Origin of the sequence: Novosphingobium umbonatum, from assembly GCF_004005905.1 — a bacterium.
Lineage (GTDB): Bacteria > Pseudomonadota > Alphaproteobacteria > Sphingomonadales > Sphingomonadaceae > Novosphingobium > Novosphingobium umbonatum.
This window is the reverse complement of record NZ_SACO01000001.1, coordinates 521,497-538,333: the sequence shown is the minus strand read 5'-3', so window position 1 is coordinate 538,333 and position 16,837 is coordinate 521,497. Positions and strand designations below refer to the sequence as shown.

Here is a 16,837-nt window from a genome sequence, read left to right as displayed (position 1 = left end):
CGGCCCCGTGCGCATGAAACACATTCTTTGCGATATCCAATCCGATCGTGCTAATCTCCGACATGGACGCCTCCTCAAGTGGTGTTCAACACCTCCACTATGGCACATCAATGCCGTCGGGGGGGGGGCGTCCACCCCATCAAGTCCATCCCGACAAGGCGGCTCAAAGGCCTCGCTTACCTAAAACTCAATACCTGATGAGGCTCTATCCCCGTTAATGACACGCCAAATCTGCGTCAAATGTTTCGACGAAGGGTGGTATGTATTGTGTAATTTTAATCACTGGTATTTAAGGTAAATTTAAAAATTGACTCTCAGGCGCTGACTTCTTCACTTGCCGCTTCCAGCAAACGCTTCTCCACCGAGCGCTGACGACTGGCTCCGTCCACCTTGCCGCCAAACAAGTCAGTGACATAGAAAGTGTCAACCGCCCGCTCGCCATAGGTGGCGATATGGGCGGAGTGGACGATCAGGCGTGCCTCGAACAGGGCGCGGGCAAGGCGGTTGAGCAGGGCAGGCCGGTCGCGGGCGGAAACTTCCACCACGGTGAAGCGGTTGGAGGCTTCATTGTCGAACTCGACACGTGGACGCACTTCAAAGGCCTCGGCGCGTGGGCGGGCATTGGGGCGTGCGACCAGTTGCGGCAGAAGTTTTACGCGGTTGGCCAGAGCGTCACCAATTGCTTTGGTCAGACGGGTCAGCTGGCTTTCTTCGGAGAAGGGGCGGCCCAGCGGGTCTTGTACGAGAAAATTGTCCACCGCCGTGCCATTGCGCGTGGTGTGGATGCGTGCATCGATAATATTGCCGCCCGCCAGATGGATGCCTCCGGCAATGCGATAGAACAGGCCGGGGTGGTCCGCCGCAATCACCATCACCAAAGTGGCCCCGCGCGATGCATCATAGCTGGTGGTGATGGTTAGCGGCGATCCCTTGGCCGAGTGTAACTGGCGAATATTGCGAGCGATCACATCGTCCGGCTCGGCAATCCAATAGGCATCGGTGAATTGCGGACTATAGCGCTCTACCAGTCCTGCATCGCCTTCTTCCTGCATCAGTGTGGCCACAGCCGCCTGTTTGGCCGCGATGCGTTCGGCGCGGTGGCGCTCGACATGGCCAAGGCGCAGGCGTTCCTCGGCGCTGGCATAAAGTTCGGACAGCAATTGGCGTTTCCAGCCATTCCACACGCCCGGTCCCACCGCGCGAATGTCGACGATGGTCAGTAGCGTCAATTGGCGCAGTCTTTCACGGCTTTGCACCACCGCCACGAAATCGGTGATGGTTTTCCAATCGGCCAGATCGCGTTTGAAAGCGGTGGCGCTCATCAACAGATGCTGGCGCACGATCCAACTGACCAGCTCGGTCTCTTCGCTGCTCAGCCCCAGCCGCGGGCAGAGTTTGAGCGCAATATCGGCGCCCAGCACGCAGTGATCGCCGCCGCGCCCCTTGGCAATGTCATGCATCAGCACCGCGCAATAGAGCGCCTTGCGCGAATGCACCTTGCCGATAATCGCGCTGGCCAGCGGGTGGTCTTCTTTCAACTCGCCCTTTTCGATGCGGGCCATGAGGCCGATGGCGCGGATAGTGTGTTCGTCCACCGTATAGTGGTGATACATGTCGAACTGCATCTGCGCATTCACCCGCCCGAATTCGGGGATGAAGCGGCCAAAGACACCGGCCTCGTTCAACCAGCGTAGCACGGTTTCGGGATCATGGCGGCTGGTGAGCAGATCCATGAACAGGGCATTGGCCCGCGTGCTTTTGCGGATCTCGGCATCGATCAATTTTGCATCGCGCGCGATTTGCCGCATGGTTTCGGGGTGGATTTCAAAACCTTCGGCGTCCGCAATGGTGAAGATTTCCAGCAGGCGCACCGGATCTTCGGCAAACCAATTGTCGCGCGGGGCGGCGATGCGGGCGTGGGAAACCTTGTAACCCTTGATCGTCTTGGTTCGTCCGCGCAAAGTGGCCAGAAAGCCGGTCTTGCGCTTCTTTTCCGATTGCTCTTCCAACTGAGCCAGAAACACGCCGGTCAGGCTGCCCACCTGTTTGGCCTGTAGGAAGAAATATTGCATGAAGCGTTCGACCGCGCTTTTGCCCGGCCGGTCGGCAAAATTCATGCGCGCGGCGATTTGGCGCTGCTGGTCAAAGGTCAGCCGGTCTTCGGCACGGCCGGTCAAAGTGTGGAGATGGCAACGCACCGCCCAGAAGAAATTCTCGGCCTTGCGGAAGGCGCGATATTCCTCCTCGGTCAACAGGCCGACATCGACCAGTTCGGCAGCATTGCGCACTTTGTGCAGGAATTTGCCGATCCAATAGAGCGTGTGCAGATCGCGCAGGCCGCCCTTGCCTTCTTTGACATTGGGTTCGACCACATAGCGCGAATCGCCCAGCCTTTTGTGGCGGTCATTGCGCTCGGCCAGCTTTTCGGCGACGAAATGGCGTTCATTGCCCGCCACCACCTCGGCAAAGAACCGGCGGCGCGCCTCGTCGAACAGAGCCTGATCGCCCCAGACAAAGCGGCCTTCCAGCATGGCGGTGCAAATAGTGATATCCGCCTTGGACATGCGCACCATGTCATCCAGACTGCGGCTCGAATGGCCCACTTTCAGCCCCAGATCCCACAGGAAATAGAGCATGGCCTCGATCACCTGCTCGCACCATGGTGTCTGCTTGATCGGGGTTAGAAAGGCGACATCCACATCGGAATGGGGCGCCATTTCCCCGCGACCATAGCCTCCCACCGCCATAATGGTCAGCCGCTCGCCCGTGCTGCGGTTGGCCGAGGGGTAAACATCGGTGACCACATGATCATGGATCAGGCGCAGCAATTGGTCGACCAGAAAGGCCTGTGCCTCGGCGCAGTCATGACCAGCGCCGGGGCGTTCCATCAGGCGGCGATCAATCTCCTCTCGCCCCTTTGCCAAAGCCTCGCGCAGCAGTTCCACCATGCGCGGGCGTGCCGCCTGCGCCTTGCCGCCGGCCGCCTCCATGGCATCGCCCATGGCGACCATAAGGCCCCGCCTGTCGATCACGGCACGCTGGTTGGGAATGCGAATGGCGGACATGGGCCTCGACTCTTCAAATTCTGGAGTGGGGTTGATAAGCAGAAGATATTGAATTCCCGCTTACCGCTCTACTGCGGGATGGCAAGCGCGGCGGCAGGGCATATTCAGGAAAAAGGTGAGTTTGCCGATTGGCTTGTTGTGCCGACAGGCTTGTTGTAATCGCCCTGCTGTCATCCCGGAGCCTTGGCTCTGCGCTATAAGGCGCGGAGTCCGGTGTCACCCTAGCAGGAATAGTCTCGCCTATGTCGCTTGTTCCCCATGTCCTCGATCTGCTGGCTGCAGGCGCCAGCGCGGTCAAGCCGCCGCTGCAATGGGCCGATCTGGGGCTGCAAAAGGGCATTGATCTGGGCTTTTTTACCCTGCGTTATTATTCGCTGGCCTATCTGCTGGGGATCATTTTTGGCTATTGGCATCTCTCGCGCATGATCCGGCAGGCAGGCAGCCCCTTGGCGCAGCGCCATGTGGACGATCTGTTTTTCTGGTGCACGATCGGGATCATTGCGGGTGGGCGTCTGGGCTATGCCACTTTCTATGACCATGATCTCTACGCCCAGCCTTTGCGCCTGTTGCGCCTGTGGGAAGGGGGGATGAGCTTCCACGGCGGGTTGATCGGCGTGGTGCTGGCCATTGCGCTGGTATGCCGTCAGGCGGGCCTGTCTTTCGTGCGGGTGACCGATTATATCGCGCCTTGCGTGCCTATGGGCCTGTTCCTTGGCCGGATTGCCAATTTCATCAATGGCGAATTGTGGGGCCGCGTGGCCGACAGCGATCTGCCTTGGGTGATGGTGTTCCCCGATCCTGCCGCCGGTCCCTTCGCCCGCCACCCCAGCCAGTTGTATGAAGCGGGGCTGGAAGGGCTCGCTCTGGGCGCGGTGCTGATCCCTTTGTTCTGGCTGACCCGCGCCCGCTGGCGTCCGGGCCTGTTGATGGGCGTGTTTGCACTGGGCTATGGCGCGGCGCGTTTTACGGTAGAGTTCTTCCGCGAGCCCGACGCGCAATTGCAGGACTTTGCTGCCCGCACCCATATGTCGATGGGGCAATGGCTTTGCGTGCCGATGATCGCCTTGGGGCTTTATCTGGTGCTGTGCGCCTTGATGCGCCCGATGTTGGGCGCAGGCGTACCGGTGGTGTCGGCGCAAGATGGCCAGTGAAGCCAGTCTGGCCGAGCGCCTGCGCCGTTTGATCGAGGTGCAGGGGCCGATCCCTGTCTCGCTCTATATGGCGCAGGCCAATGCCGCCTATTATGCCGCACGCGATCCCTTTGGCGCGGCGGGGGATTTCATCACCGCGCCCGAAATCAGCCAGATGTTTGGCGAGATGGTGGGCGTATGGCTGGCCGATGTGTGGAGCAGGGCCGGATCGCCGGAACATGTGCTCTATGTCGAGCCGGGGCCGGGGCGGGGCACTTTGGCCAAGGATGCCTTGCGCGTGGCGGCACGTTTCGGGCTGAGGCCGCACGTGCATTTCGTGGAGACCTCGCCCGTCCTGCGCGCGGCACAGCGCGAGGCCTTCCCGCAGGCGCATTGGCATGATGATCTGTCCACCCTGCCCGAAGATGCGCCGATCTTGCTGGTGGCCAATGAATTTCTTGACGCGCTGCCTTTGCGCCAGATGGTGAAGGTCCCGCAGGGCTGGCGTGAGCGGATGGTCGGGCTGGATGGCGAGCGCTTCGTTCCCGTGGCGGGCAGCCTGCCGATGGATGCCGCCATCCCTGAGTGCTGGCGCGAGGCCGAGGCAGGGGCGATTGTGGAAAGCAGCCCCGCCGCCGCCAATGTGATGCGCGAAATCGGCGCAAGGCTGGCCGCGCAAGGCGGCGCGGCGCTGGTGATCGACTATGGCCATGCGCAGGGGCAGTTGGGCTCCAGCCTGCAGGCCTTGCGGGCACATGCCCATGTTGATCCTTTCGTCGATCCGGGGCTGGCGGATCTGACATGGCTGGTCGATTTCGCCAGCGCCGCGCACATGGCGCAGAGCGAGGGCGCGCGTTGCATCGGCGTGGCCGAGCAGGGCGCATGGCTGATGGCGATGGGCATGGGCACCCGCGCCGCCGCGCTGACCCGCTCCGCGCCGGATCAGGCGCAATCCATCGCACAGGCTTTTCATCGCCTTGTCGCGCCCGAACAGATGGGGCGCCTGTTCAAAGTGCTGGGGCTGGCGGGCAGGGACTGGCCCGATGGCGCTGGTTTCGTGCCGGTTGATGCCGAGGCCACTTCCGCGTAAATCCCCGATACAGCTTGGCTCACGCATAGGCGCGGGCGCGACACCTCCCCCAAGCGCCTGTGCCAAGGTGCTTTCGCAAGAAAGGCCGCCCCGATTTCCGCCCCGCTTTCCTTCACCCAGCAGCCGCGTTTGCGGAGCAGGCTGGTTGCGCTGGTGTTGTCGGCGCTGCTTTTGCTGTTGGTGGTGGCGGTTTTGCTGACGCTCGGGCTGGCTGGCGGGGGCAAAGGGCGCGATTTGGGCCATCTGGTCGCGGTGGATATGCCTTCTGGCGAAAAGGGGGAAACGCAGGCTAAGGCCGCCAAAGCCCAAACCGTCCAGAAAAGCGCTGCCACGCCCACCGAAGCCAAGGTGCAGTCTGAAACACCGCCCGATCCCGTGCCTGTTCCGGTCCCTACCGCCAGCTATATCAAGCTGTCGCGCGAGGAATTTGCCGCATCCGACATCGCCGCCATTGGCCGACGCCGTGCCGCCGAGGCGGGCGCGCAAGCAGCCGCTGCGGGCAGCGCAGGCGCCAATACCAGTTCCACCGGTGGCGGGCCGGGGGGCGCGCGGCTCTATAATGCACAATGGTACCGTGAACCGCGCGATGCCGAATTGCGGCCCTTTCTCGAACGCGGCGCGCCTCCGGGCGCATGGGCGATCATCGCTTGTCAGACGGTCGAGCATTACCATGTCGAAAATTGTCAGGAGATGGAAGAATACCCCCAAGGCTCTGGCCTTGCCCGTGGCCTGCGCCGCGCCTCTTGGCAGTTCCTCGTCTGGCCCCCGCGCATTGATGGCAAGCCGCAGGTGGGGACTTGGGTGCGGATTAGGTTTGATTTTACCAAGGAAGGGTAGGGGGAATTGTGCCTCCGGCGGGCCAAGGGATGAATCCCTTGGCCCGCCGGAGGCACATCAAACCCTCAATTCGTCTCCCGCTTCAACCTCTCGGCCAAAACCTTCAACTCCACCGGCTCCAGCAGCCACGTGCGGGTGGCGCGGCCCTCGCGGTGGATAGGCTGGGTCAGCAACAGGCGGGCGTTCTGGCGGGCATGGGGCTTATACAAAGTATAATGCACCACACATTCGCGCATGGGCGCGATGATCGGCACGCGCCCTTCCAGATCGATCATGGTACAGGGCATATCCCAAGACAGGTTCTGCACCGTCAAGCGCTCGCGCTTGCCCGCCGAAACATAGGCATCGGCCGAGGTGTAATCGGGCTTCTTGCTATCGTCAGACATCGAGATTGGCCACGTTGAGCGCGTTTTCCTGAATGAATTCGCGGCGCGGTTCCACAATATCGCCCATCAGGCGAGTGAAGATCTCGTCGGTAACGTCGGCGTCTTCCACCTTCACCTGCAACAGGGCGCGGTTGTTGGGGTCCAGCGTGGTTTCCCAAAGCTGGTCGGCGTTCATTTCGCCAAGGCCTTTGTAGCGCTGGATCGACAGGCCCTTGCGGCCAACGGCCAGCACGGCCTCCAGCAACTGGCTGGGGCGTACGATGCTGCCCTCCAGATCGAGCGGGCGTGCGGTTTCGACGGGCGTGTCCTCACCCTCGTCAGCCACCACCACTTCGGGCTCGGCAGCCGCTGCCGCGCTGCGGGTCAGCTTGGCGGGCTGGATGTAAACCTCGGCCTGCTCGGCGGCTAGACGCGCCATTTTGCGCGCTTCGGCGGAGACGAGGAAGGCGGCCTCGATCTTGTGGTAATCGGTCACCCCGCGCCATGTGCGCAGGAATTCGACATGGCCATCCTCGGTCAAAATGGCGGACCATTTCGCCTCGCGGTCGCTGCGGCCCAGCCATGCGGCGGCGCTATCCAGTGCGGCGCGGCGTTCGTCGGGCGACAGACCATGTTCCAGCGCGCCCGCCAGCGCCATGGATTCGATCACCGCCGGATTATAGCGGCGCGGCACAAAAGCCATCAGATTGCGGAAACGCAAAGCGTGTTCGACCAGACTTTCCAGATCCGGCCCGCTGCGCGCGCCACCGGCGGTTTCCAGCACGCGGCCGGCAAGGCCCGCTTCCACCAGATAGCGGTCTAGCGCGGCATTGTCCTTGAGGTAAACCTCGGACCGGCCCTTAGCCACCTTGTACAAAGGCGGCTGGGCGATGAACAGGTGGCCCGCACGGATGATGTCGGGCATCTGGCGGTGGAAGAAGGTGAGCAGCAGCGTGCGGATATGCGCGCCGTCCACGTCGGCGTCGGTCATGATGACGATCTTGTGGTAGCGCAGCTTTTCCAGATTGAATTCATCGCGGATGCCGGTGCCCATCGCCTGAATCAGCGTGCCCACTTCCTTGGACGAGATGATCCGGTCAAAGCGGGCGCGTTCCACGTTCAGGATTTTACCCTTCAGCGGCAGGATCGCCTGATAATGGCGGTCGCGACCCTGCTTGGCCGAACCACCTGCCGAGTCACCTTCGACGAGGAAGAGTTCGCATTTGCTGGGATCGCGTTCCTGACAATCGGCCAGTTTGCCCGGCAGGCTGGCAATATCCATCGCCCCCTTGCGGCGGGTCAGTTCGCGGGCGCGCTTGGCGGCCTCGCGCGCTGCGGCCGCGTCGATCACCTTCTGGATGATGGTCTTGGCATGGGCGGGGTTTTCCTCCAGCCATTGCGTCATCTTGTCGGCCATCAGGCTTTCCAAAGGCTGGCGCACTTCGGAGGAGACCAGCTTGTCCTTGGTTTGCGACGAGAATTTGGGATCAGGCAGCTTGACCGAGACAATCGCGGTCAGGCCCTCGCGCATATCCTCGCCCGAGAGCGAGACCTTTTCCTTCTTCAACATGCCCGAACGCTCGGCATAATTGTTAAGCGTGCGGGTCAGCGCGGCGCGGAAAGCGGCCAGATGGGTGCCGCCGTCACGCTGGGGGATGTTGTTGGTGAAGCACAGGACGTTCTCGTAATAGGAATCGTTCCATTGCAGCGCCACATCAATGCCGATGCCATCCTTGTCCGCCGTGATGGCGATGGGATCGGGGATCAGCGCCAGCTTGTTGCGGTCCAGCCATTTCACGAAAGCGGCAATCCCGCCTTCATAATAAAGGTCGTGTTCCTTCACATCCTCGCCGCGCAGGTCGCGCAGCACGATGCGCACACCAGAGTTCAGGAAGGCCAGTTCGCGGTAGCGATGCTCCAGCTTGTCAAAGTCATAGACGGTGACATTCTTGAACGTCTCGTCGCTGGCAAGGAAGGTGACGCGGGTGCCGTTCTTGACATTGCCCTTGCGCCCGCCTTCGACCGCGATAGGCGCATCGCCGCGCACCACCAGCGGGCCGACAGCGTCGCCATGGGCAAATTTCATCCAATGCTCTTTGCCTTCGCGCCAGATGGTCAGCTCCAGCCATTCGGACAGAGCGTTCACCACCGACACGCCCACGCCATGCAGACCGCCCGAAACCTTGTAGGCGTTCTCGTCATTGGTGTTGTCGAATTTGCCGCCGGCGTGCAGCTGGGTCATGATAACCTCGGCCGCCGAAACGCCTTCTTCGGCGTGCAGGTCGGTGGGAATGCCGCGCCCATTGTCTTCCACCGAAACCGAACCATCGGGATTAAGCTCGATCAGCACCAGATCACAGTGCCCTGCCAGCGCCTCGTCAATGGCGTTATCGGATACTTCGAACACCATATGGTGCAGGCCCGAACCATCGTCGGTGTCGCCAATATACATGCCGGGGCGCTTGCGCACCGCGTCCAGCCCCTTGAGGACCTTGATGCTGTCGGCGCCATAGGCGTTGGTGTTGGGCTGATTGGAGTTCGGGTTTTCAGTGGTCATAGATGGCCTATAGGCAGTTTGGCGCAGAACCGGAAGGCTTTTGCGCCTTCCGTCCACAGGGCTTTCCTGCTCCATTATGGCCGTAGTGCCAATGGCGCGCAAATCTTGCGCAAAGGAGTAAGGCGATGAAGCGGTTGAGGCAGGTTCTGGCGGGCGCGAGCGTGCTGGCTGGGGTTATGGCAGGAGGTATGGCTGCGGCGCAGGAAGTGGCGCCTCGCCCCGATCAACTGGCCTATCGCGCCTTGTATAAGGAGATGGTGGAAACCGATACTTCCATCACCACCGGTAGCTGCACCCTGCTGGCTGACAAGATCGAGAAGCATCTGCGCGAGGCGGGCTATGGCGATGCCGACATTACCCGCTTTGCCGTACCCGAGCACCCCAAGGAAGGTGGGCTGGTGGTGATCCTGCCCGGCACGTCCAAGACCTTGAAGCCGATCCTGCTGCTCGGCCATCTCGACGTGGTGGTGGCCAAGCGTGAGGACTGGACCCGCAACCCTTATGAATTCATCGAGGAGGGCGGCTATTTCTATGGCCGCGGCACATCCGACATGAAGGCGATGGATGCCATCTGGGTCGATATGATGATGCGTTTCAAAAAGGACGGCACCAAGCTGAAGCGCACGTTGAAACTGGCGCTGACCTGTGGCGAGGAAACCAGCTGGGCCTTCAATGGCGCGCAATGGCTGACGCAGAACAAGCGCGAGTTGATCGACGCCGAATTCGCTCTGAACGAGGGCGGCGGTGGCCGCACCGATGGCGCTGGCGGCAAGGTGGTGGTGCAGAACCTGCATGTCGGCGAAAAGACGCCGGTCAATTTCCGGATCGAGGCCACCAATCCGGGCGGGCATAGCTCGATCCCCATTCCCGACAATGCGATCTATGAATTGTCCGACGCTTTGGTGCGGATCCGCGCTTTCGATTTCCCCCTGATGATGACCGACACGACTCGCGCCTTCTTTGCCAAGGCGGGCGCGGCACGTGATGATGCGATGGGCAAGGCGATGGTAGCGATTGCGGGTAATCCGGCGGATAAGGAAGCCGAAAAGCTGCTCAACACCGACCGCTCCTACCACTCCATGCTGCGCACCACTTGCGTGGCGACGCTGCTGGATGGCGGCCATGCCAATAATGCGCTGCCCCAGCGGGCGGGGGCCAATATCAATTGCCGTATCTTCCCCGGCGTTCCGGCAGAAGAAGTGCGCAAGACTTTGGAAAAGGTGATTGCCGATCCCAAGATGACCGTGGTGCGCGTGGACAATCGCGGGCCGGAGGCCTCGCCCCCGCCGCTGGACCCGCGCATTGTGAAGCCTGCCGAGAAGCTGGTGGCCAAATATTACCCTGGCGTGCCCTTGGTGCCGGTGATGTCGACGGGTGCCACCGATGGCGTGTTTCTGGAGGCGGTGGGCATTCCCTCCTATGGGCCTCCGGGTCTTTATGGCAATCCCGATGGCAATGGCGCGCATGGCTTGAACGAGCGTTCGATCGTGAAGGCGGTTTACACCGGGCGCGATATGCTAACCGAACTGGTTAAAGAATATGCCTCGCGCTGAGTTTGCGCCTCATGCTGCGTTGCGGCGTGAGTTTCGCGCATAAGTAAAGGGCCGCTTCGCCTATGGCGAAACGGCCCTTTGTCGAGGCCCCGCTTGAGAGGTGCGGGGATAGCGCGAATTATGCGCGATCAGTGTCTGTTCAGGCCAGCGTAGCGGCGAAGAACAGGCCGCTGACGCCCAGCGCTGCGGCAAAAGCCACCAGATTGCGGGTCATGTCATTGCTCCTGTTGTTGTTCCTTCGGGCGGTGGGCCTACGCTGTTTGGCGTATGTCTCCGTTGCCGATGCAGCGCCATATAGAGTGCAATTGTGATTCTGCACGTGCGAAGACTTCGCGCTCGATTGCGTTTCATGCAACTGCCGTTCGCGGTTTGCGATAACCAATACTGGACAGTCGTATTCACCACGCAGTGGCTGATTTAACCGCGATCTAACCAGTGTCATACTGCATAGGCCTACTGGACATCGCGCGCCCCGCCATTTAGTGGCCGGTCATGACTGTCCAGCCCTCCGATTCCATCCTCATCGTCGATTTCGGCAGCCAGGTGACCCAGCTGATCGCACGCCGCGTGCGCGAGGCGGGCGTCTATTCCGAGATTGCCCCTTTCACCATGGCCGAAGCGGCCTTCACGCGTATGGCGCCCAAGGGCATCATCCTGTCGGGTTCGCCCGCCAGCGTGCTGGACGACAATGGCCCGCGCATCCCGCAGTCCATTCTGGATAGCGGCCTGCCGATCCTTGGCATTTGCTATGGCCAGCAGAGCCTGATGCATCAGCTGGGCGGTGAAGTGACCGGTGGCGATGGCGGCGAGTTTGGCCGCGCCTTTATCGATATCAACGATACTTGCGTGTTGTTCGACGGATTGTGGTCTGTTGGCGAAAAACATCAGGTGTGGATGAGCCATGGCGACAAGGTGACCAAGCTGGCCGAGGGCTTCCGCCCCGTGGCCTCCAGCGCGGGTGCGCCCTTTGCGGTGATCGCCAATGATGAAAAGCGCATCTATGCCATGCAGTTCCACCCCGAGGTGGTGCATACGCCCGATGGGGCCAAGCTGCTGAAGAATTTCGTGCGCCATGTCTGCGGCCTGAAGGGCGATTGGACCATGGCGGAATTCCGCAAGACCAAGATCGCCGAGATCCGCGAATTCGTGGGCGAAGGTCGCGTGATCTGCGGCCTGTCGGGCGGCGTCGATTCCGCCGTGGCGGCGGTGTTGATCCATGAAGCGATCGGCGACCAACTGACCTGCGTCTATGTTGACCACGGCCTGATGCGTCTGGGCGAAAGCGAGCAGGTGGTCAGCCTGTTCCGTGGCCATTTCAACATTCCGCTGGTGCATGTGGATGCCACCACCCTGTTTATGAAGGGGCTGGAAGGCGTTTCCGATCCGGAAGCCAAGCGCAAGTTTATCGGCAAGACCTTCATCGACGTGTTTGAAGATGAAGCGCGCAAGATTGGCGGCGCGGATTTCCTCGCCCAAGGCACGCTTTACCCTGACGTGATCGAATCGGTCAGCTTTACCGGGGGCCCAAGCGTCACGATCAAGAGCCACCACAATGTGGGCGGCTTGCCCGAGCGCATGAATATGAAGCTGGTCGAGCCTTTGCGCGAACTCTTCAAGGATGAAGTGCGCGATCTGGGCCGCGAACTGGGCCTGCCCGATATTTTCGTGGGCCGTCATCCTTTCCCCGGGCCGGGTCTGGCGATCCGCATCCCCGGCGAGGTGAACCGCGAACGCGCCGATGTGCTGCGCAAGGCGGATGCGATCTATCTGGAAGAAATCCGCAACGCTGGCCTCTATGACGCCATCTGGCAGGCTTTCGCCGTGCTGCTGCCGGTCAAGACCGTGGGCGTGATGGGCGACGGGCGCACCTATGACAATGTCTGCGCCTTGCGCGCTGTCACCAGCACCGATGGCATGACCGCCGACATCTATCCTTTCGATGCCGCCTTCCTCAGCCGCGTGGCCACCCGCATCATCAACGAGGTGAAGGGCATCAACCGCGTGGTTTATGACTATACGTCGAAGCCCCCCGGCACGATTGAGTGGGAATAAGAGATACTAAAAAGGGCGAGGGCAGCGATGCTCTCGCCTTTTTGTTTGGGCGAAGCTAAGCCCGCGCCCATGCTGGTAACCGATCATTTGCTCGACCTGTGCGAGGCCCATGGCTGTAAAGCGCTTTTCGGCATCCCCGACCCGCAGTTTTTTGCTCTATTCGACGCCGCCCATGCACGCGGCTGGCAGGTGGTTGCGCCCCATCACGAGGCGGCGGGCGGTTTCATGGCCGAGGGCTGGGCGCGGATAACCGGCAAACCAGCGCTGTGTGTGGCCAGCCTTGGGCCGGGCATGGCCAATCTGGCCCCTGCCGTTGCCCATGCGCGGGCAGAGGGCGGCAAAGTGCTGTTTCTGGGCGGCAGGCGGGCAGGGATGAGCAAGGCCCAAACCGGCCGCTTCCAACATGCCGAGCATTTCCCTGCCATGGCCCAACATGCCGGTTGGTCGGCGCAGGCGAGCAATGGGGTAGGCGCTGTCGCAGCGGTCGAAGCGGCTTTGCATGGCATGGCGTGCGGGCAAATCTGCGCCGCCTTTATCGAGTTGGAGCCGCAGGCCTTGGCGGGCGAGGTGATCTGGCCATACGGCGCTCCGGTTCAAGCCGGCATGCCGGACCTTGCACCCGCCTTGGCGTTGATAGCGCAGGCGCAAAGCCCGATCATTCTGGCCGGTCATGGCGTTCACACTGCCCCTGCGGGGGAGGCCTTGCGCGATCTGGCGCAAAAACTGGCCTGCCCCGTGGTGCAGACGCCCTCGGCCATGGCGGTGGTGGAGGGGCTGGAATCTGTCAGCTTCCCCTATGGCTTCTCGCCCGTCACCCGCGCGGTGGTGGAGGCGAGCGATCTGGTGATCGCGCTGGGCACGCAATTGGGGGACCAGTTGCATTTCGGCCAGAATCGCCACTGGAAGGCTGGGCGGGAGGCGCGGCGCTGGATCAGGATTGACCGCGATCCGGCGATGTTGACGGGGGCGGATGTGGCTGTGCCGGGCGATCTGGCGCAGGTGTTGCCTGCCTTGGCGCAGGCCTGTCCGCAGCGCCAAGCCCAGCCGCAACTGGCACAATGGTCCACTGCCCATGCCACCCACCGCGCAGACCAAGTCGCTGCCGCCCGCGCCTTCCCCGCACAGCCGATCCATCCGGCAAGGCTGGTGGTGGAGGCTTGCCAAGTAATGCCGGACGGCACCATCCTCGCCCGCGATGGCGGGGCCAGCGTGTTGTTTCAACTCGCCTATGCCCAAGGCGCGCCGCGCGATGTGCTATGGAGCCAGAACAGCGGCCATCTGGGCACCGGCCTGCCGATGGCGATTGGCGCAATGTTGGCCGCGCCTGACCGGCCCGCGCTGCTGCTCACCGGCGATTCGGCTTTGCTGTTCCATCTGGCCGAATTGGAGACCGCCGCGCGGTTGGGCCTGCCTTTGGTGGTTGCGGTGGCGGTGGACCATCAATGGGGGCTGGAAGTGGGGATGAGCCGCCTGAACCTTGGCCCCAGCGCCGAGGCGGGGCTGGGCTGGAGCCGCGCCACCCGTTTCGATCTGCTGGCGCAGGGCTTTGGTTGCGATGGCACCTATGTGGACGATGCCGATGCTTTGGCCCCGGCTTTGCGCGCGGCTTTTACCGCCGCGCTGGCCAAGCGCCGCCCTCAAGTGCTACATGTGGCGATTGACCCCAAGGCCAATGCCGAAAATATGCCCGCACTGGGCGAATTTGCCAGCTGGTTCGCGGCTTAGCCTTTAGCGGCGTCCGCCACAGGGGCCGGTTTCGGCTTGGTATAGGGCACGAAATCCTCCAGCCCCACGGTGCCGCGCCACCACAGGCCCATGCCCGCGCGTGAATGCATCTGCACCATGTCCAGACGGCAAAGCTGGCCGCTCCATGTGCGGGTGACCATCACATCATCATCATCCAGCGATTGCGGATAGGCCGGACGATTGACGTAAAGCACATTGCCCATGTCATAGACGATGGCGGTCTTGTCGATGATCGTCGTGCCGCGCACTTGGCTCAGGTTGATGCAGCCCACCGGTTTACCGGCAACGCGGTCTTTCAGCATCTTGGCCAGTTGTTCTTCGGGCGTCAGCTTTTCACGCGCCTGCAGCGCGGGGGCGGCCAGCATGGCCAGCGCGCCCGCCAGCAATCCCAAGCTTTTCAGATAAGGGTTGGTCATGGTTCCTGAGTCTCCCTTTCTATCCCGTCGCGCCCTGTCTGGCTTATACTCGCGAAGGCTGGCTTAATCCATCCTGACCGGATGCGCGTCAGCCCGTGCCACCGACCGTCAAGCCATCGACCAGCAAGGTCGGCTGGCCCACGCCAGCAGGCACCGATTGGCCACCCTTGCCGCAAATGCCCACGCCTTCGTCCAGCGCCAGATCATGCCCGATCCCCACCACGCGGGTCAGCACGCTGGGGCCATCGCCGATCAGCGTCGCGCCTTTGATCGGCGCGCCCAGCTTGCCATCTTCCACCAGATAGGCCTCGGTGCAGGAGAAGACGAATTTGCCGCTGGTGATATCCACCTGCCCGCCGCCAAAGCTCTTGGCGTAAATACCTTTCTTCACGCGGCTGAGCAATTCGGCGGGGTCGTCGTTGCCAGCGCGCATGAAAGTGTTGGTCATGCGCGGCATGGGGGCATGGGCATAGGATTCGCGGCGGCCATTGCCGGTGGGGGCCACACCCATCAGGCGGGCGTTGAGCCTGTCCTGCAAATAGCCTTTAAGGATGCCATCCTCGATCAGCACGTTTTCCTGAGTCGGCGTGCCTTCATCATCCACGCTGAGCGAACCGCGACGCCCTTCGCCATTGGCGCCCAGCAGGCTGCCATCATCCACCACGGTAACGCCTTCGGCTGCGACTCGCTGACCAATGCGGCCAGAGAAGGCGCTGGTGCCCTTGCGGTTGAAATCGCCTTCCAGACCATGGCCCACCGCCTCATGCAGCAAGACGCCCGGCCAGCCCGAAGCCAGCAGCACGGTCATTTCGCCCGCAGGCGCGGCCACCGATTCCAGATTGGTCAGGGCTTGCGCCAAAGCCTCGTCAATCGCGCGGTTCCATGTTTCGGCTTTGAACAAGTCGTCATAGAGATAGCGGCCACCCATCCCGAAACTGCCCGTTTCGCGGCGGCCATTCTGTTCGGCGACGATCGAGACATTGAGCCGCACCAGCGGGCGGATATCGGTAACCGGTTCTGCATCACTGCGCACAATTTCCACCACCGACCAACTGGCCGAGAGTGAGGCAGACACCTGCGCCACGCGCGGATCGCGGGCGCGGGCGGCGGCATCGATGGTTTCAAGCAGCGCCACCTTGCGGGCAAACTCGATCCCGTCCAGCGGCGAGGCATCGGTGTAGAGATGGCGGTTGGTGCGCGCAGGCGGCGCGGCCTTGGGCCCCTGCGCCGGATCGAGCAGGGTCAGCGTTTCCCCCGCCCGCGCAATGGCAGCGGCAGAAATTTCATTGGCATGGGCAAAGCCGGTCATCTCGCCCGACAGGCCGCGCAGGCCAAAGCCCGCTTCGCGGCTGTAATCGCAGGTTTTCAGCCGCCCGTCGTCAAAGCCGAATGCCTCGGTCGCGGTAAATTGCAGGTAAAGTTCGCCATCATCACAAGCCGATAGCGCGCGGCGCACCAGCGCCTGCGCTTCTTCGGGTTGCAATTGATCGGGGCGGTAAAGCAGCGAGCGGGGATCGGCAGTAAAGGTCATAGCCTTTGATATAGGCTACCTGCGGCCACCTGCAAGGAACAGTTGCGGCCAAAGTGATGGGCCGCAACCGGAACCGATCTTAATGGGCGTGATTGGCGTCCAGCACGAAATGCTTGTCGCAATAGGGGCAATCGACAAAGCCACGCTCGTCGATTTCCAGATAAACGCGCGGGTGGCCCAAAGCCGACGGAGCAAAGCCGCCGGTGCTGCGAATCTGGGCAGCGCCATCGCAGGAAACGCGGGTGGAATGAACGGTGACGGTCTCGGGCTGGTCAGTCATGGGGCCGCATTAGCAGGAGTTCGCGGGCATTTCCAGACCTTGCCCGATGGGACTTGCCGATTTTGGTCCGAGGCAATGGCGGCCATTTGTGCGACAAAATATTACAGGTGCCGGATCTTTACCAGGCTTGGGGCAATACCGATAAACACCCGCATTCAGGGGGTAAATGCGATGCGGGCAAACGGGGGCTTGTATCGTTACACAACCGCACTGTT

12 protein-coding genes are annotated in these 16,837 nt (G+C 62.0%); 6 read left to right on the top strand and 6 right to left on the bottom strand.

Annotated elements, in window-relative coordinates:
* Nucleotides 1–314: 314 nt before the first annotated feature.
* Nucleotides 315–3,065 carry a [protein-PII] uridylyltransferase gene (locus tag EOE18_RS02375; protein ID WP_127705762.1) on the bottom strand — a complete coding sequence of 917 codons (2,751 nt, stop codon included), beginning with the start codon at nt 3,063–3,065 and terminating at the stop codon, nt 315–317.
* A gap of 242 nt (nt 3,066–3,307) precedes the next feature.
* Here EOE18_RS02375 and lgt point away from each other — a divergent pair, with 242 nt between their 5' ends.
* The 3 genes from lgt (at nt 3,308) to EOE18_RS02360 (ending at nt 6,122) form a co-directional block, all read left to right on the top strand.
* A complete protein-coding gene (gene lgt, locus EOE18_RS02370; protein ID WP_127705760.1) occupies nt 3,308–4,216 on the top strand; it encodes a prolipoprotein diacylglyceryl transferase in 909 nt (302 codons plus the stop codon).
* Nucleotides 4,206–5,285, top strand: coding sequence for a class I SAM-dependent methyltransferase (locus EOE18_RS02365; protein WP_127705758.1), 1,080 nt, complete (start codon nt 4,206–4,208; stop codon nt 5,283–5,285). The genes lgt and EOE18_RS02365 overlap by 11 nt, the downstream gene beginning before the upstream one ends.
* Nucleotides 5,286–5,414: 129 nt before the next feature.
* Entirely contained in the window at nt 5,415–6,122 is a 708-nt protein-coding gene (locus EOE18_RS02360) for a hypothetical protein (protein ID WP_127705756.1), read from the top strand.
* A gap of 65 nt (nt 6,123–6,187) precedes the next feature.
* On the opposite strand, the gene EOE18_RS02355 is transcribed toward EOE18_RS02360, so the two are convergent.
* On the bottom strand, nt 6,188–6,508 hold the full coding sequence (locus EOE18_RS02355; protein ID WP_342772625.1) for a hypothetical protein: 321 nt from the start codon (nt 6,506–6,508) through the stop codon (nt 6,188–6,190).
* Entirely contained in the window at nt 6,501–9,044 is a 2,544-nt protein-coding gene (gyrB, locus tag EOE18_RS02350) for a DNA topoisomerase (ATP-hydrolyzing) subunit B (protein ID WP_127705754.1), read from the bottom strand. The genes EOE18_RS02355 and gyrB overlap by 8 nt, the downstream gene beginning before the upstream one ends.
* A gap of 125 nt (nt 9,045–9,169) precedes the next feature.
* Between gyrB and EOE18_RS02345 the strand changes: the two genes are divergently transcribed.
* From EOE18_RS02345 to EOE18_RS02335, 3 genes are all read left to right on the top strand, one after another.
* On the top strand, nt 9,170–10,597 hold the full coding sequence (locus tag EOE18_RS02345; protein WP_127705752.1) for a M20/M25/M40 family metallo-hydrolase: 1,428 nt from the start codon (nt 9,170–9,172) through the stop codon (nt 10,595–10,597).
* A 492-nt stretch (nt 10,598–11,089) separates the two neighbouring features.
* Nucleotides 11,090–12,649 carry a glutamine-hydrolyzing GMP synthase gene (gene guaA / locus EOE18_RS02340; RefSeq protein WP_127705750.1) on the top strand — a complete coding sequence of 520 codons (1,560 nt, stop codon included), beginning with the start codon at nt 11,090–11,092 and terminating at the stop codon, nt 12,647–12,649.
* A 69-nt stretch (nt 12,650–12,718) separates the two neighbouring features.
* A complete protein-coding gene (locus tag EOE18_RS02335; RefSeq protein WP_164852636.1) occupies nt 12,719–14,374 on the top strand; it encodes a thiamine pyrophosphate-binding protein in 1,656 nt (551 codons plus the stop codon).
* On the opposite strand, the gene EOE18_RS02330 is transcribed toward EOE18_RS02335, so the two are convergent.
* The 3 genes from EOE18_RS02330 to EOE18_RS02320 all read right to left on the bottom strand — a co-directional run bounded on the left by EOE18_RS02330 (nt 14,371) and on the right by EOE18_RS02320 (nt 16,622).
* Nucleotides 14,371–14,811 (bottom strand): hypothetical protein, encoded by a 441-nt coding sequence (locus tag EOE18_RS02330; RefSeq protein WP_127705746.1) that lies wholly within the window; start codon nt 14,809–14,811, stop codon nt 14,371–14,373. The genes EOE18_RS02335 and EOE18_RS02330 overlap by 4 nt on opposite strands.
* Before the next feature lie 88 nt (nt 14,812–14,899).
* Complete coding sequence (gene tldD / locus EOE18_RS02325) at nt 14,900–16,342, bottom strand: metalloprotease TldD (protein ID WP_127705744.1); 1,443 nt, start codon at nt 16,340–16,342, stop codon at nt 14,900–14,902.
* A gap of 79 nt (nt 16,343–16,421) precedes the next feature.
* A complete protein-coding gene (locus EOE18_RS02320; protein ID WP_127705742.1) occupies nt 16,422–16,622 on the bottom strand; it encodes a zinc-finger domain-containing protein in 201 nt (66 codons plus the stop codon).
* Nucleotides 16,623–16,837 lie beyond the last annotated feature (215 nt).

Bases quoted from the DNA above. Each gene is read 5' to 3' on its own strand.
- EOE18_RS02375 (WP_127705762.1), bottom strand. From the start codon at position 3,065: ATGTCCGCCATTCGCATTCCCAACCAGCGTGCCGTGATCGACAGGCGG.
- lgt (WP_127705760.1), top strand. From the start codon at position 3,308: ATGTCGCTTGTTCCCCATGTCCTCGATCTGCTGGCTGCAGGCGCCAGC.
- EOE18_RS02365 (WP_127705758.1), top strand. From the start codon at position 4,206: ATGGCCAGTGAAGCCAGTCTGGCCGAGCGCCTGCGCCGTTTGATCGAG.
- EOE18_RS02355 (WP_342772625.1), bottom strand. From the start codon at position 6,508: ATGTCTGACGATAGCAAGAAGCCCGATTACACCTCGGCCGATGCCTAT.
- gyrB (WP_127705754.1), bottom strand. From the start codon at position 9,044: ATGACCACTGAAAACCCGAACTCCAATCAGCCCAACACCAACGCCTAT.
- EOE18_RS02345 (WP_127705752.1), top strand. From the start codon at position 9,170: ATGAAGCGGTTGAGGCAGGTTCTGGCGGGCGCGAGCGTGCTGGCTGGG.
- guaA (WP_127705750.1), top strand. From the start codon at position 11,090: ATGACTGTCCAGCCCTCCGATTCCATCCTCATCGTCGATTTCGGCAGC.
- EOE18_RS02335 (WP_164852636.1), top strand. From the start codon at position 12,719: ATGCTGGTAACCGATCATTTGCTCGACCTGTGCGAGGCCCATGGCTGT.
- EOE18_RS02330 (WP_127705746.1), bottom strand. From the start codon at position 14,811: ATGACCAACCCTTATCTGAAAAGCTTGGGATTGCTGGCGGGCGCGCTG.
- tldD (WP_127705744.1), bottom strand. From the start codon at position 16,342: ATGACCTTTACTGCCGATCCCCGCTCGCTGCTTTACCGCCCCGATCAA.
- EOE18_RS02320 (WP_127705742.1), bottom strand. From the start codon at position 16,622: ATGACTGACCAGCCCGAGACCGTCACCGTTCATTCCACCCGCGTTTCC.